This window comes from Burkholderia pyrrocinia (genome assembly GCF_003330765.1).
Taxonomy (GTDB): Bacteria; Pseudomonadota; Gammaproteobacteria; order Burkholderiales; family Burkholderiaceae; genus Burkholderia; species Burkholderia pyrrocinia_B.
The window spans coordinates 540809-553882 of record NZ_CP024903.1 but is presented as its reverse complement, the minus strand read 5'-3'; the positions used below and the strand labels follow the sequence as shown (position 1 = coordinate 553882).

The 13074-nt window shown below is 62.6% G+C and carries 17 protein-coding genes; 5 read left to right on the top strand and 12 right to left on the bottom strand.

Translation table 11 applies throughout. From position 1 onward, the window contains the following. Positions 1–9 precede the first annotated feature (9 nt). Entirely contained in the window at positions 10–894 is an 885-nt protein-coding gene (locus CUJ89_RS19965; RefSeq protein ID WP_201752376.1) for a LysR family transcriptional regulator, read from the bottom strand. A 77-nt stretch (positions 895–971) separates the two neighbouring features. Here CUJ89_RS19965 and CUJ89_RS19960 point away from each other — a divergent pair, with 77 nt between their 5' ends. Further along, the gene (locus CUJ89_RS19960) at positions 972–2273 is read left to right on the top strand and encodes an aspartate aminotransferase family protein (protein ID WP_114179213.1); all 1302 of its coding nucleotides are present in this window, start codon (positions 972–974) and stop codon (positions 2271–2273) included. Positions 2274–2367: 94 nt separating this feature from the next. Here CUJ89_RS19960 and CUJ89_RS19955 read toward each other — a convergent pair whose 3' ends face one another. After that, positions 2368–3117 (bottom strand): SDR family oxidoreductase, encoded by a 750-nt coding sequence (locus tag CUJ89_RS19955; RefSeq protein WP_114179212.1) that lies wholly within the window; start codon positions 3115–3117, stop codon positions 2368–2370. A gap of 41 nt (positions 3118–3158) precedes the next feature. Between CUJ89_RS19955 and CUJ89_RS19950 the strand changes: the two genes are divergently transcribed. From CUJ89_RS19950 to CUJ89_RS19940, 3 genes are all read left to right on the top strand, one after another. Then, positions 3159–4136, top strand: a complete 978-nt coding sequence (locus CUJ89_RS19950) for an AraC family transcriptional regulator (RefSeq protein ID WP_114179211.1) — start codon at positions 3159–3161, stop codon at positions 4134–4136. Between the two features lie 73 nt (positions 4137–4209). Further along, complete coding sequence (locus CUJ89_RS19945; RefSeq protein WP_114179210.1) at positions 4210–5067, top strand: AraC family transcriptional regulator; 858 nt, start codon at positions 4210–4212, stop codon at positions 5065–5067. 44 nt (positions 5068–5111) lie between these two features. Next, entirely contained in the window at positions 5112–5519 is a 408-nt protein-coding gene (locus tag CUJ89_RS19940) for a DUF2000 domain-containing protein (protein ID WP_114179209.1), read from the top strand. Positions 5520–5560: 41 nt separating this feature from the next. Here the strand turns inward: CUJ89_RS19940 and CUJ89_RS19935 are convergent, their stop codons facing one another. The 10 genes from CUJ89_RS19935 to CUJ89_RS19890 all read right to left on the bottom strand — a co-directional run bounded on the left by CUJ89_RS19935 (position 5561) and on the right by CUJ89_RS19890 (position 12343). Next, positions 5561–6337 carry a 2OG-Fe(II) oxygenase gene (locus CUJ89_RS19935; RefSeq protein ID WP_236655036.1) on the bottom strand — a complete coding sequence of 259 codons (777 nt, stop codon included), beginning with the start codon at positions 6335–6337 and terminating at the stop codon, positions 5561–5563. Next, on the bottom strand, positions 6334–6636 hold the full coding sequence (locus CUJ89_RS19930; protein ID WP_114179208.1) for an Ada metal-binding domain-containing protein: 303 nt from the start codon (positions 6634–6636) through the stop codon (positions 6334–6336). The genes CUJ89_RS19935 and CUJ89_RS19930 overlap by 4 nt, the downstream gene beginning before the upstream one ends. Before the next feature lie 20 nt (positions 6637–6656). Beyond that, positions 6657–7364 carry a 2OG-Fe(II) oxygenase gene (locus tag CUJ89_RS19925; RefSeq protein WP_114179207.1) on the bottom strand — a complete coding sequence of 236 codons (708 nt, stop codon included), beginning with the start codon at positions 7362–7364 and terminating at the stop codon, positions 6657–6659. Positions 7365–7399: 35 nt separating this feature from the next. Beyond that, positions 7400–8476: a bifunctional DNA-binding transcriptional regulator/O6-methylguanine-DNA methyltransferase Ada gene (gene ada, locus CUJ89_RS19920; protein WP_114179206.1), complete on the bottom strand. Its 1077-nt coding sequence runs from the start codon at positions 8474–8476 to the stop codon at positions 7400–7402. A gap of 82 nt (positions 8477–8558) precedes the next feature. Beyond that, positions 8559–9194: a DNA-3-methyladenine glycosylase family protein gene (locus tag CUJ89_RS19915; protein WP_114179205.1), complete on the bottom strand. Its 636-nt coding sequence runs from the start codon at positions 9192–9194 to the stop codon at positions 8559–8561. Positions 9195–9456: 262 nt separating this feature from the next. Beyond that, positions 9457–9606: a hypothetical protein gene (locus CUJ89_RS38310; protein ID WP_201752375.1), complete on the bottom strand. Its 150-nt coding sequence runs from the start codon at positions 9604–9606 to the stop codon at positions 9457–9459. A 191-nt stretch (positions 9607–9797) separates the two neighbouring features. Beyond that, positions 9798–10448: a DNA oxidative demethylase AlkB gene (alkB, locus tag CUJ89_RS19905; protein WP_114179203.1), complete on the bottom strand. Its 651-nt coding sequence runs from the start codon at positions 10446–10448 to the stop codon at positions 9798–9800. Positions 10449–10492: 44 nt separating this feature from the next. After that, positions 10493–11053, bottom strand: a complete 561-nt coding sequence (locus CUJ89_RS19900; protein ID WP_114179202.1) for a methylated-DNA--[protein]-cysteine S-methyltransferase — start codon at positions 11051–11053, stop codon at positions 10493–10495. Positions 11054–11154: 101 nt separating this feature from the next. After that, positions 11155–11733, bottom strand: a complete 579-nt coding sequence (locus CUJ89_RS19895) for a hypothetical protein (RefSeq protein ID WP_152036643.1) — start codon at positions 11731–11733, stop codon at positions 11155–11157. 88 nt (positions 11734–11821) lie between these two features. Continuing rightward, positions 11822–12343 (bottom strand): adenylyltransferase/cytidyltransferase family protein, encoded by a 522-nt coding sequence (locus tag CUJ89_RS19890; RefSeq protein ID WP_114179200.1) that lies wholly within the window; start codon positions 12341–12343, stop codon positions 11822–11824. 264 nt (positions 12344–12607) lie between these two features. On the opposite strand from CUJ89_RS19890, the gene CUJ89_RS19885 reads away from it, so the two are divergent. Then, on the top strand, positions 12608–13057 hold the full coding sequence (locus CUJ89_RS19885; protein ID WP_114179199.1) for an ester cyclase: 450 nt from the start codon (positions 12608–12610) through the stop codon (positions 13055–13057). Positions 13058–13074 lie beyond the last annotated feature (17 nt).

Sequence of the window (13074 nt, the reverse complement as noted above, 5' to 3'; positions counted from 1 at the left end):
CGTCGTACGTCACAGCACCGGCAACACCGCGCGAATATGCTCGGCGAACGCCGCCGTCAGATGCGACGGCCGCTTGCGATCGAATTTCAACGTAATGCCCACAGCCGGCAACGGCGGCAATCGCGGATCGCCGTTGACGATCGCCAGGTCGGCCGGCACCGCCGTCTGCGTCATCACCGCGAACGCCTGCCCCGAGCGCACTAGCGCAATCAGCCCCGCGAGACTGCTGCTCGCATACGCGACGCGATAATCGCGGCCGGCGCGTTTCAACGCGTCGCAGGCCGCGATGTGATCGAGCGTATCGCGATCGGAAAGCGCGAGCGGCAACGGATCGAAATGCGCCGGCTCCAACCCCGGATAGCCGATCCAGACCAGTTGCTCGCGGCGAATGATGTCGTCGCTCGACCCGTCGTCCGGCAATGAAATCATCGCGAGATCGACCGCGCGCTTCTCGAGCTGTTCAAGCAGACGCGGCGTCGGCCCGCATACGATTTCGACGATCGCCTGCGGATGCTGGCTCGAAAACTGCCGCAGCAGCGCCGGCAGAAACACCTCCGCGTAATCGTCCGGGCACCCGAACCGGATGGTCCCCGACAGCCCCGTGCCGCACAGGTCGGCCATCGCTTCATCGTGCAGCCGCAGGATGCGCTGCGCATGCACGAGCAGCCGCTCGCCCGGGTGGGTCAGCACCACGCCGCGGCCGGTACGCTGGAACAGCGGCTGGTCGACGATCTCTTCGAGCCGCTTCATCTGCTGGCTGAGCGCAGACTGGGTCCGGCCGACACGCGCGGCCGCGCGGCTGAGGGCGCGCACCTCGGCGATCACGACAAACGAACGCAGCAGGTCGATTTCGAGCGAAAGTCCCAAGGTATTAGCTCCTTTTCTACCTTGCATAAGAACTATTCGTTTCCATCAAACCAGACGCGCGCCTAGACTGCAAGCGATCCCTGCCCTTTGCCCGGAGAAGCCCGATGTCCCTGAACGACGACCCGACCTTCTGGCACAACGCCAGGCAGCACCTGGTCCGCTACGGCGGCACGTTCGAGCCGCTGATCATCGAGCACGCGAAAGGCAGCTTCGTCTACGACGCGGACGGCCACGCGATCCTCGATTTCACGTCCGGGCAGATGAGCGCGGTGCTCGGGCACAGCCATCCGGAGATCGTCTCCGTCATCAACGAATACGCGGGCAAGCTCGACCACCTGTTCAGCGGGATGCTGTCGCGGCCGGTCGTCGACCTAGCAACGCGCCTCGCCGACATCACGCCCGACGGGCTCGACCGCGCGTTGCTGCTCAGCACCGGCGCGGAATCGAACGAAGCGGCGATCCGGATGGCGAAGCTCGTTACCGGCAAGTACGAGATCGTCGGCTTCGCGCAGTCGTGGCACGGGATGACCGGCGCGGCGGCATCGGCCACGTACAGCGCCGGCCGCAAGGGCGTCGGCCCGGCCGCCGTCGGCTCGTTCGCGATTCCCGCGCCGTTCACGTACCGGCCGCGCTTCGAGCGCAACGGCGCATACGACTATCTCGCCGAACTCGACTACGCGTTCGACCTGATCGATCGCCAGTCGAGCGGCAACCTCGCCGCGTTCATCGCGGAGCCGATCCTCAGTTCGGGCGGGATCATCGAACTGCCGGAAGGCTATATGGCGGCGCTCAAGCGCAAGTGCGAGGAACGCGGGATGCTGCTGATCCTCGACGAGGCGCAGACCGGCGTCGGGCGCACCGGCACGATGTTCGCGTGCCAGCATGACGGCGTGACACCCGACATCCTCACCTTGTCGAAAACGCTCGGCGCCGGGCTGCCGCTCGCGGCCATGGTGACGTCCGCGCAGATCGAGGAACGCGCGCACGAACTCGGCTACCTGTTCTATACGACGCACGTGTCCGACCCGCTGCCGGCGGCGGTCGGCTTGCGCGTGCTGGACGTGGTGCAGCGCGACGGGCTCGTCGCACGGGCCAACGCGATGGGCGACCGGCTCAGGCGCGGGCTGCTCGATTTGATGGAGCGGTTCGACTGCATCGGCGACGTGCGCGGACGCGGGCTGCTGCTCGGCGTCGAAATCGTCAAGGATCGCCGCACGAAGGAGCCGGCGGACGGGCTCGGCGCGAAGATCACGCGCGAGTGCATGAACCTCGGGCTCAGCATGAACATCGTGCAGTTGCCCGGCATGGGCGGCGTGTTCCGGATCGCGCCGCCACTGACCGTCAGTGACGAAGAAATCGACCTCGGCCTGTCGCTGCTCGAACAAGCGATCGCACGCGCGCTGTAACGGCACGCTGCAACGCCCTTCCCCGCGTCACGCACTCCGTCGCGCCGGTTCGACCAACCGGCGTGACGAATCCGCGGTATGGCTTCCCGATCGATCAGCGCGCTTCGGCCGCCCACGCTTCGGCATCGGCGCCGGCCAGGATGCGCAGCGGGCTCGACGGATCGGTCGCCGCGCGCCACACGGCGTCGGCGACGTCCTGCACATGGGTAATCGGCGCGGACGCATCGAGCATGCGCGCGAAGGCCTTCTCGACAAATTCCGCATACGCGTCGTGCTCGAAGCCGTGCATGTTCGCGCGCGCGTTGTCGGCGAAACGCGTGTCGGGCGCGCGGCCCGGCAACACAAGATGCGCGCGCACGCCGAACGGTTCGAGTTCGGCCGCCATCGATTCGGTGTACGCATTGACCGCCGCCTTGCTGGCCCGGTACGCGCTGAGCAGCGGCAGCGCCTTCAGCGTGACGCTCGACGTGACGTTCACGACCACGCCGGCCCCGCGCTGCCGAAACTGCGGCAACACCGCCTGCGTGAGCGCAATCGTGCCGATCGTGTTGGTCTCGAACAGCGCGCGCACCGTGTCGAGCGGCGCAAGCTCGGCCGGCGCGGCGGCGCCGACGCCCGCGTTGTTGACGAGCACGTCGATCGGGCCGGCCGCGTCGATCGCGGCGCGGATGCTGTCCTGATTCGTCACGTCGAGCGCCAGCACGCGCAGGCGCTCCGACGGCGGCAGCACGTCCTCGCGCGGCGTGCGCATCGTCGCGACGACCTGCCAGTCGCGCGCCAGGAAATGGCGGGCGATCTCGAGGCCGAAGCCGGAGGAACAGCCGGTGATCAATACGGTCTTCATGCGAACTCCTGTGATGTGTTGGGCATGTGTTCGTACGATAGATGGCTGGATCCGTATTCGCTACAATTGAAAATCCGCTTTTCTTTTGCGAGAGTCCGGCGATGATCGACCCGTTGACCGAAGTCGTGACCCTGCTGCAACCGGGTGCACGGCATTCCAAGTCCGTCCGCGGCGCGAGCCCCTGGAGCATCAACCGCATGGTCGCCGGCGAGCCGTTCTATTGCGCGATCCTCGATGGCGGGTGCCGGATCGCGATCGACGGACACGTGCCGATCGAACTGCTGCCCGGCGATTTCATGCTGATTCCGGCGGCGTACGGCGTCGCGATGTCCAGCCTCGAACCGCCGCCGCCCGGTGTCGAATCCGCGCCGCCAGTCGTGCTCGACAACGGCGAATACCGGATCGGCGATCCCGGCAATCCGGTCGACATGCGGATGATGGCCGGCAACTGCAGCTTCGGTTCGCCCGACGCGGCGTTGCTGGTGTCGCTGCTGCCGCAATTCGTGCACGTGCGCGGCGAACCGCGGCTGACCACGCTCGTGCAACTGGTGCGCGACGAATCGCGCGCGCAGCGGCCCGCGCGCGAGATCGTGCTGTCGCGCCTGCTGGAAGTGCTGCTGATCGAGGCGTTGCGGTTCACGGCCGGCACGAACGCATCGCCCGGCCTCGTGCGCGGGCTCGCCGACAGCCGCCTCGCAGCCGCGATCCGCCGGATGCACGAACGCCCCGCGCACCCGTGGACGATCGTCGAGCTGGCGAAGGAAGCGGCGCTGTCGCGCTCGACCTTCTTCGAACGCTTCAGCCGCGCGGTCGGCGTCGCGCCGATGGAATACCTGCTCACATGGCGCATGGCGCTCGCGAAGGACCTGCTCCGCCGCAACGAAGGCCGCATCGCCGAGATCGCGGGGCGCGTCGGCTACAGCTCCGCGAGCACTTTCAGCGTCGCGTTCACGCGGCATGTCGGGCGGCCGCCCGCGCAATATGCGCGCGACGAACAGGCGGTGGTGAACGAAGCATGAAGTGCGCACGCAACCGGCGCCACGCGACCTGCATACACTATCGGTCACGCAACGACGACGCGCGAGGCATGCGATGACGACAGCGACAAAGGACATCGGCGCGGCCGACCACTGGCTCGTTGCGCGGCGCGATGCGGAAACCGGCATCGAAAGCCTGCATGCGCATTTCAACGGCCATGCATACGATGCGCACGATCACGACGACATGCTGGTCGGCTTCACCGAACAGGGCGTGCAACGTTTCCAGTGCCACCGGTCGCTGCATACGAGCGTGCCGGGCCGCGCGATCCTGATCGAACCGGGCGCGATGCACGACGGTCATGCGCCCGAAGCGGGCGGCTTCACCTACGGGATGCTGTACCTGCCGCAGGCGTGGGTCGAGCGCGCCGCGCGCCGCCTGGACCTGCCGGGCCTGGGCGGCGTCGAGGCCGCGTTCGGTCATACGCTCGTCGACGACCGCGGCCTCGTCGACGCGGTCCGGCACGCGTTTCTGGCAATCCACGGCAACGAAGGCAGGCTGGCGCGCGACCAGACGCTCGACCGCCTGCTGACGCGGCTCGGCGGCGAACTGCGCGGCCCGCTCGCGCTGGAAAGCGGTGTCGTGCCGCCCGCGATCGCGCGCGTGCGCGATCTGCTGCATGCACAGATGGACGGCAATATCGGGCTCGACGAGTTGGCCAGCGTCGCCGGGATCGACCGGTTCCGGCTGACGCGGCTGTTCCAGCGCGCGTTCGGCACGTCGCCGCACGCGTACCTGGTGCGCTTGCGGCTGCGCGCCGCGCGCCGGCTGCTAGCGGCCGGCCGCACGCCCGCGCAGGCAGCCGCGGACGTCGGTTTCGCCGACCAGAGCCATCTGGGCCGCTGGTTCCGCCGCGCGTACCGGATCACGCCGGCCGCGTACCGGCAACTGTGCACAAACGTTCCAGACTGATCGCGCGCGGCATCCGATCATGCGTGCTTCAACGAGGAGCAAGCATGTTCGATACCAAAGTGGCGCTGATCGTGCGCGACGATCTCGCAGCGTGGCAGAAACTCAATGTCGTCGCGTTTCTCGCGACAGGTGTCGCGGCCGGCGCGCCCGACGCGCTCGGCGAGCCTTACGAGGATGCGACCGGGCGTCGCTACGGCCGCATGTTCGGCCAGCCGATGCTGGTGTTCGCGGCCGATTTGAACGGCCTGCAGGCCGCGCACCGGCAGGCGCTGTCGCGCGAACTCACGATCGTGCCTTACGTGCGCGCGATGTTTTCGACCGGGCATGATGCAGCCAACCGCGAAGTGTTTCGCGCCGAAGATGCGGCGAATCTGGATCTGGTCGGCCTGGCGCTGCACGGGCCGAAGAAGGCCGTGGACAAGGCGGTGAAGGGGCTGGCGTTGCATACGTGAACATTTGAGCCTCGCAAGGGAGATGCAGTGACCATCCGATCCTACTTCGCGTCGTGAAAGATAACGCCGAGCGTACGCCGCTCGCCACGGCGCAATCGGCTCACGCCGTGTCGGAGCGAGGCTCGATAGAAGCCACGCGACGACTTTACTGGCCGATGGTTCACTGCAAGCACGACTGCGTCGCCTTGCCGAAGCGGCACAACTTCGGCCCGGCCCGGCTTCTTCGGATCGCTTTCGGTCAACAAGAGCTCACCGCCGTCGAAATCTCGCCCCGGCTCGTCGAGCAGGAAGATCGCCTGCAACGGAAACACGAACTCGCCATATAAATCCTGGTGCAGACAGCAATAATCGTTTTCTCGATACCGCAGAAGCAGGGGTGTCGGCCGGGTCTGCCCTGCGTTACGACACACCGCATGGAATGCAGAGAGCGTCGCAGGAAACCGGACGTCGATCCGCATCAAGCCGTGCCAGCGGTTCGCAATGGGCGCCAGATATGAATAAAGTGATTCACGGAGTCGATCGACGATATCGGGCAGCGGTCGTGCGAAATACTTGTATTCGCCTCGACCGAATGCGTACCGCTCCATCACGATGCGGCTCCGAAAGCGCTCTTCCTGCGGGAAGTAGCCCGCTACCTCGTTGCAGAGGGGCTGCGGGAGCAAATTGGGAAGTACCGCATACCCGTCGCGCGTCAGGTCTCGCTCGAATGCCACCCAATCGATCGCTGCGATCTGCGCGTTGACCGAGGTATCTACTGATCCTTCGACGCCGTCCCCGCGATCGGCGTCGAGCAACAGCGTTGCCTGTCTGGTCATCATCGCGGTTCCTTGATATGCGATTTATTCGAATGCGACGTCGCGGCAGCCTTCCATGCGCCATACTTTTCCGGCAGGCAGACTGCGCACGGACGATAGCCGGCCGCGACAGCGGTCTCTTCATCTTGAAAGAACACACGGTATTTGACATATCCACCGCGCGCGATCGCCTGCAGCGCAGACCGACAGTCGAAGCGACCGTAGATACGATTGCGTCGGTGCCCGCCAAGAGCGCCTGGTACAACGCTGTCGTACGGCTTGCCGTCTCGCCCGACAAGTTTGAAATGCCTGGATTGCGTCATGGCCCCTGCCTTCCGCCCCGCTACGGGGCGTTGTGAAATGACAGTTCAACGCCAAGCCGCTCACCGTCGCGAACGCGACTGATTGCATGCTTGAGATTGACGCGGTAGTAGCCCTTGCTTCCCTTGAATGGGCGCTGTGCGGTACTGATGATCGCGGCATCTCCTAGCCTGAGCGGTAAAACCATCGGGCGCGATTGCATGCGCGGCCGTTGCTCGGTGAGAACAAACTCTCCACCCGTGAAGTCCTCACCTGATTCACTCAGCAGCACGACGACCTGCATCGGAAAGACATGCTCGCCCTCGCTGCTCTGATGCAAGGCCAAATAGTCGCCGGCACCGAGACGACTCAGATTCGACAGAGGCTTGCTTTGCCCATCGTCGATGTTGCGTTGCAGGAAAGCGTTCAGATCCGCCGGATATCGATACGGAACCCCCAGTGTCTCGTTCCAGCGATTGGCTATAGGTGCAAGATCCCGATACAGCGCCGCACGCCAGGACGCCAGCGGCTCCGGCAGCTGCACACCGAAGCGATAAATTTCACCGCGTCCGAGTTCGAGTGAATCGAGCGACACTCGCCGACCTACACCGTCCTCCCTGATCCGGCGTGCAAGTTCACGGGCCTCATCGAGGTCGAACGCGCCGGGTAGCAGTGCGTATCCCTCGACATCGAGCTGAGCGCCAATGCTGGTCCAGTCTGGTGCGTCGCAGCTGATGGAGATGTCGGTCATGTTGGAAGTCACGTTTGATTTTGAGTAAGGAACGCTCAGGACTTGGCTTCGCGTCGCAGAAGTTCGCGCTTGCGATCGACACCCCATCGGTAACCCGAGATATCGCCGTCCTGTCGTACGACGCGATGGCAAGGTATAGCGACCGCGATAGGGTTCGCGCCGCATGCCTGTGCGACGGCACGCGTCGCCTTCGGCGCGCCGATACGCTGAGCGATCTCGGCATAGCTCACGGTAGTTCCTGGGGGAACGTCGCGCAGCGCCTGCCACACACGCTCCTGAAAGGCCGTGCCGCGAACGTCTAGTGGCAAGTTCAGGCCGATGGACGGGGCCTCGACGAATCCGACGACTTGCGCGATCAGCGTCTCGAAATCAGCATCTCCACCGACGAACTGTGCTTTCGGAAACTGGTCCTGAAGGTTCCGTACGAGCGCGTCGGGATCGTCGCCAAGCAAGATCGAACAGATCCCTCGCTCGCTTTGGGCGACGAGGATCGCACCCAGCGTGCATTGCCCGACCGCGAACCGAATAACCGTACCGATACCGCCCGCCCGATAGTCACGCGCACGCATGCCCAGGAGCTGATCGGAGTGTTCATAGAAGCGGCTGTTCGAGTTGAAGCCCGCGTCGTAGATCGCGTTCGTCACCGACGCCTCGGGTCCGTTCAGTTTCGCGCGCAGCTTGCGAGCCCGTGAGGCCGACGCATAGGCCTTGGGCGTCAGTCCAGTCTCCGCCTTGAACAGACGATGAATATGGAACGGGCTCATGCCCACGTGCGCAGCCAGTTCCTCGAGCTTCGGCGGCGTTTCAGCTTCATCGATCAGCCTGCAAACCTTCGCCACGGCGTCGATACGTGCAACCTCCGCGCTGGACCGATCGCTGCTGGCCCGGAGACTCGGCCGATATCCTGCCGTTTCGGCCTCCGATGCCGTCGCAAAAAACACCACGTTGCTGCGCTTGGGTAGGCGAGCCGACGAGCTCGGCCGACAATAGACACCGGTTGTTTTCACCGCATACACAAAACATTCGTCAGCACGACGATCTCGTGTACGCACTGCTTCCCAGCGTTCGTCATCCGTCGTGTAAGCGTCCGTCGTTGAAATAGTCGATTCCATTGCAGTAGCCGGGAAAATTTGATCACGATCCAAGGATAGGCACGAAATCAATCGCAAGAACTCCGATTCTTGCGAACCAATTTTATCGGGCGGGCAACCGCCACAAATACCAGGCGGCGACCGTTCTCCATGGACGCAGCGCCTCCCCGACCACGTTCATTTCGCGTGGCGTCGGCGTCTTTTGCAGACCCTTCAGGCGCCGGTAGCCTTCGCGCACGCCAAAATCATTCACGGGCAGGATGTCCAGACGGGCCATGGTGTAGATCAGGAACATCTCGACAGTCCACTTCCCGACACCTCGCAACGTGATCAAGCGGTCGACGATTTCGTCATCGGAAAGGTCCAGCGCCTCACTTCGGGTTGGCACCACGCCGTCGATCGTTGCTTGAGCGATGCCGCGAATGGTTTCCAGTTTTGTGGCGGAGAATCCGCAGGCGCGTTGCTTCGCCGGATCGGTGTCGAGCAGTTGTTCGGGCATCGGAAAGGCACCATCGGGGTAAAGCGCCAGCAGTCGGGCCAGAATCGCATCTCCTGCCTTCGCATGGAGTTGCTGATATGCGATCGCACGCACCAGCGCCTCGTAGGGCTCGCGAGCAGGTTTCGGTTCATGCCGGCATGGGCCGACCTCGGCGATATGACGAGCCCAGTCGGCATCGATTTCCGACAGGCATTGCGCGGCTTCTTGATAGACCTTCGATGAAGGCGAGGAGATTGTCATTTCGGCGTTCGTTACTTACCAGGTTCGGTTGCGGTGGGGCCTGCCTGCAGGTGCGGAGATGCCCTCATTACGTCCGGGCGACCGGCGCTTCAGGCGAAGCTTCCGGTGCGCCGCGGAAAATATGCGTCGGCGACGATCGACAATTCGGCAATCGGAGCTTCGATCCGATTCAGAAAGAAATGCACGATCGCATGGGGCACCCGTAGCGCGAGAGACGCAAGTGCCACAGTCCTGCCCCCTTGTTGTTGGGAGTTCGACTCAATCATCTGCAGCGCGTCACGCCATCTTCGCCAAAGAGATAGGCTTCGCCGGTGGCCATCTGCAACTCTGTGTCGCCATCGTCGTTGATTCGCCAGCATGCCATTCCAGCGTCGACGAGCGACTGACAATGCGATTCGACTTCAAGTCGCAAGGTCTGCTCGTCAACACCAGACGTTCTCGCAAAATCGAATCGCGAGTCCCTTTTACTCATTGGCATGACAACCTCCGTGTGCCCCTTCTACAAACGCGTCAGCGGCCCGCAAATCGAGGGAGGCACGATCGGGGCGCTTATCTACAGCGTTCCGCATCTGCATTGCAGGTTGGTTCCGTGCGACCCTGGCGTCAGCCCGCTTTCCGAAAGGTGAAATTGATTCGCTGGCTTCCGAGTGCAACGTGAGGTCGATCCTTCAGCGGCATGACGCCATGGAAGCGCATGCGATCCACGCCTCCCCAAACGACCACGTCGCCGTGATGAAGAGGAACCTTGGTGGTCGCGTCTGATCGCGTATCGCCGCCGAACAAGAAGTTTGCAGACATTCCGAGAGAGACGGATACGATCGGTTCGCCAAAATCGCGTTCGTTTCGATCCTGATGCAACGAAAGCCTTGATCCAGGCAGGTATCGGTTGATCAAGCAAGCGTCCGGCTCGAAATCCTCGAAACCGGCAAACGCTGCGGCGTCGGTCGCCAGCTTGGCGAACACCACCGGCATAGCCGGCCAGGGCCGCCCCGTCTTCGGGTCCGTCGCGGTGTAGCGATAACCCTTTCTATCGGTTGTCCAGCCCAGAACGCCGCAGTTGGTCAACGCGACGGACATCGTGAAGCCCCCTGGCGTGATCATGTGTCGAAATGGGGCAGTGGCTTCGATATTGGCAATCGCTTTGACAAGCGCATCCGCATCGGAGGCTGCGAATCCGCGGAGCACAAACGCGCGGGCGCCAATGGCCTCGCGTCCGGCCGGTGCGACGTACTCCAGATTTTCAAACAGTGACATTGAACGACTTTCCATCGGCGTGCCCTTGTTCCCCGGCCCGACGCTCATCGAGCACACTCTTCGGCCAGCAGGTCGCGCTTCCGCTCGACACCCCACCGATAGCCGGAGATACTTCCATCCTGCCGAACGACACGATGACAGGGAATCGCAATCGCGAGCACATTCGCGGCGCAGGCGCCAGCCACGGCGCGTACCGCGTCGGGTACGCCGAGCTGCTTCGCGACATCGGAGTAGCTGCGTGTCTCTCCGGCCGGAATCTCGCACAACGCCTGCCACACTCGCTGTTGGAACAATGTGCCGCCAATATCCAGAGGAACCACCCCATCCGCCGCATCGTTCTCGATGAAGGCAATGACTTGCGTCAGCTCCCGGACCATCGCATGCTGAGCGGAGTTCAACTCGATCGTGGGGAAAGCCGTCTCGAGCTGACTCAGAAGATGCTGCTCGTTCTCGCCGAGAAAAATTGCACAGATCCCGTGGTGACTTTTGCCGACCAGAACGGTATCGCGGTCGGTTCGACCGAATGCATACTGAATCGGACCCTCGACCTGAAGCCCCGGGGCGCGGAAGTTGTATTTGAACCTGGAGATCGAATGGGTTTTCATGGCGCTAATCCAGACTTGGAAACGAATGCTTTGAATTTACATGTGACAGCGGCGAGTTGAACTCCATTTCTTGCGATAGAACTCGCGTACCGCGATGCGATTCACCAACCCGGAAATCGTGCAATCAACCTGATCCAAATCGCCAGACAGCCAGCGTCGCGCATGTAGCGCAACGCCTCGTTCGCCCGCCACGTGCACGGTACTCGTCGCAACCAAATAGAATCTGCTCCGGATCGGTACATCCACACGATCGTCGCCGCCATCATTTGCTGTTCCGGTGCCATCGCACGAAAAGTGGCTCGCCACTCGGCCATTTCTCCCGGGTGATGTTGCCCGGCGCGCTCGTCGTAGGCGGCCGGGCAGATACCCCGATGGAACGCCCCCTGGCTGCTGGAACAGAACAGCCGCGACAGTCTCAGCTCGCTGATCGCCTGCTTCAAGACGGTGAGAAAGTGCGCCGGTGTTCTCATCGCTTGCACGTATGTTCCGCCGGCCAACGCCTCCAATGACAGCGCTTCATGGTCGTCGAGGTCCAGCGATACGGCAACGAGCCGATCCAGTCGAACTTCATTCATCGGCGTCGAGATCCGCGCCTGTTCGTGCAGCACTTGCAGAACCGGATCCGTGCCGCTGACAGCCCCTTTGCAGTCGGCCATGAATTGAGAATCGATATTCACCATGTCTTGTTACGCTCTTGTCATACGAGTAGCCACTGCAACCAACTAGCGAATCTGATAGGGATGCGCGGCTCAACATTCATGCCACGCGTTATTGAAGCGCGCGGCGGATTCGGAACGACTGCGGGTCTATATCGAAACCGTGATCGCCTGCCAGCCGATTGATGTTTTCAATCGTGTCGCGCAAGCCGGTGCTTGTCGTGGTGGAGAGCCGGGGCAAATAGAACACGTCAACCCCAAATTTCTCAAATCGAAACTTCAAGGTTTGCGTCGCCAGTGGACTTGACGAGTCATGGCCGATAAACAGGCGTCTAAAGTGCAGATCGCGCCAAACGTCAAAACTGTCGGCTCCCGTGTCCGCGGCGACTCGATCAACAAAGCGAACACTGCGCACGATCTCGATTCGTTCAGCAAACGGAATCACCGGCTTGATGCCTCTGGTTTGACGAGCGGATTTATCTGTCGCCACACCGACGATCAGGCAGTCACAACGGTCGCGTGCGTAGCTGAGCACGTTGAGATGGCCAACGTGAAACAGATCGAATACGTCTGCGAGATACCCGACTATTTTCATTTCATCCTCACCGGACTCGAGACGATCATTCGAGCGCATCTGCCCGTGCCCTTCAGCCCCGTACGTACGACTGTCGCCACTCGCACGGCTCCCTGCTTCATACAAGACGATAGCTATCGGAGGACGGTTTTTCGATCCGTTTCTTGCCTTCTAATTTTCGCGAACCGGCATTGATGCAGTGGTGACGATTCGTTGAATTGCACCACAAGAAACGAGTAGAAATGCCTAGGCTGGATCGCTATTGTTCGTTCCGAGCGGAGCAACTCCGTCTCTCTTTCAACCAGGATCATCAAGGAGTCGAACATGTCGAAGGAAGACGACAACAAGGCAATCGTCGGTCGCTGGTTCACGAATTTCTGGGGCGAGAAATGCGACCTCAGCATCGTCGACGAGATCGCTGCGCCGGACATGCTGCTGAAGTATTCACTGCATGAACCGCGTCGCGGCCGCGAGGACATCAAGGCATTCATGACCGACTTCCGTGCGGCCTTCCAGGATCTCAACTTCTGGGGCGTCACGGATCTGATCGCCGAGGGCGACTATGTGGTCGGGCAGTGGGAAGGTGGCGGCACGCATACCGGCCCGGCTTTCAGCGACTTCCTGATCGGTTCCCTGCCCGCAGCGACCGGCCGCCGGATGCACTTCACCGGAACGACGGTTCTTCGCCTGAAGGATGGTTTGATCGTCGAAGAACTCGGCCTCGACGACGGCGTGACGGCGCTAACGCAACTCGAGCTGATCAAGAAAGCGTAAGCGAGCGCACGGTCCGA

Coding starts and splice junctions, on each gene's coding strand:
- CUJ89_RS19965 (WP_201752376.1), bottom strand. CDS start 894: ATGCAAGGTAGAAAAGGAGCTAATACCTTGGGACTTTCGCTCGAAATC.
- CUJ89_RS19960 (WP_114179213.1), top strand. CDS start 972: ATGTCCCTGAACGACGACCCGACCTTCTGGCACAACGCCAGGCAGCAC.
- CUJ89_RS19955 (WP_114179212.1), bottom strand. CDS start 3,117: ATGAAGACCGTATTGATCACCGGCTGTTCCTCCGGCTTCGGCCTCGAG.
- CUJ89_RS19950 (WP_114179211.1), top strand. CDS start 3,159: ATGGCTGGATCCGTATTCGCTACAATTGAAAATCCGCTTTTCTTTTGC.
- CUJ89_RS19945 (WP_114179210.1), top strand. CDS start 4,210: ATGACGACAGCGACAAAGGACATCGGCGCGGCCGACCACTGGCTCGTT.
- CUJ89_RS19940 (WP_114179209.1), top strand. CDS start 5,112: ATGTTCGATACCAAAGTGGCGCTGATCGTGCGCGACGATCTCGCAGCG.
- CUJ89_RS19935 (WP_236655036.1), bottom strand. CDS start 6,337: ATGATGACCAGACAGGCAACGCTGTTGCTCGACGCCGATCGCGGGGAC.
- CUJ89_RS19930 (WP_114179208.1), bottom strand. CDS start 6,636: ATGACGCAATCCAGGCATTTCAAACTTGTCGGGCGAGACGGCAAGCCG.
- CUJ89_RS19925 (WP_114179207.1), bottom strand. CDS start 7,364: ATGACCGACATCTCCATCAGCTGCGACGCACCAGACTGGACCAGCATT.
- ada (WP_114179206.1), bottom strand. CDS start 8,476: ATGGAATCGACTATTTCAACGACGGACGCTTACACGACGGATGACGAA.
- CUJ89_RS19915 (WP_114179205.1), bottom strand. CDS start 9,194: ATGACAATCTCCTCGCCTTCATCGAAGGTCTATCAAGAAGCCGCGCAA.
- alkB (WP_114179203.1), bottom strand. CDS start 10,448: ATGTCACTGTTTGAAAATCTGGAGTACGTCGCACCGGCCGGACGCGAG.
- CUJ89_RS19900 (WP_114179202.1), bottom strand. CDS start 11,053: ATGAAAACCCATTCGATCTCCAGGTTCAAATACAACTTCCGCGCCCCG.
- CUJ89_RS19895 (WP_152036643.1), bottom strand. CDS start 11,733: ATGGTGAATATCGATTCTCAATTCATGGCCGACTGCAAAGGGGCTGTC.
- CUJ89_RS19890 (WP_114179200.1), bottom strand. CDS start 12,343: ATGCGCTCGAATGATCGTCTCGAGTCCGGTGAGGATGAAATGAAAATA.
- CUJ89_RS19885 (WP_114179199.1), top strand. CDS start 12,608: ATGTCGAAGGAAGACGACAACAAGGCAATCGTCGGTCGCTGGTTCACG.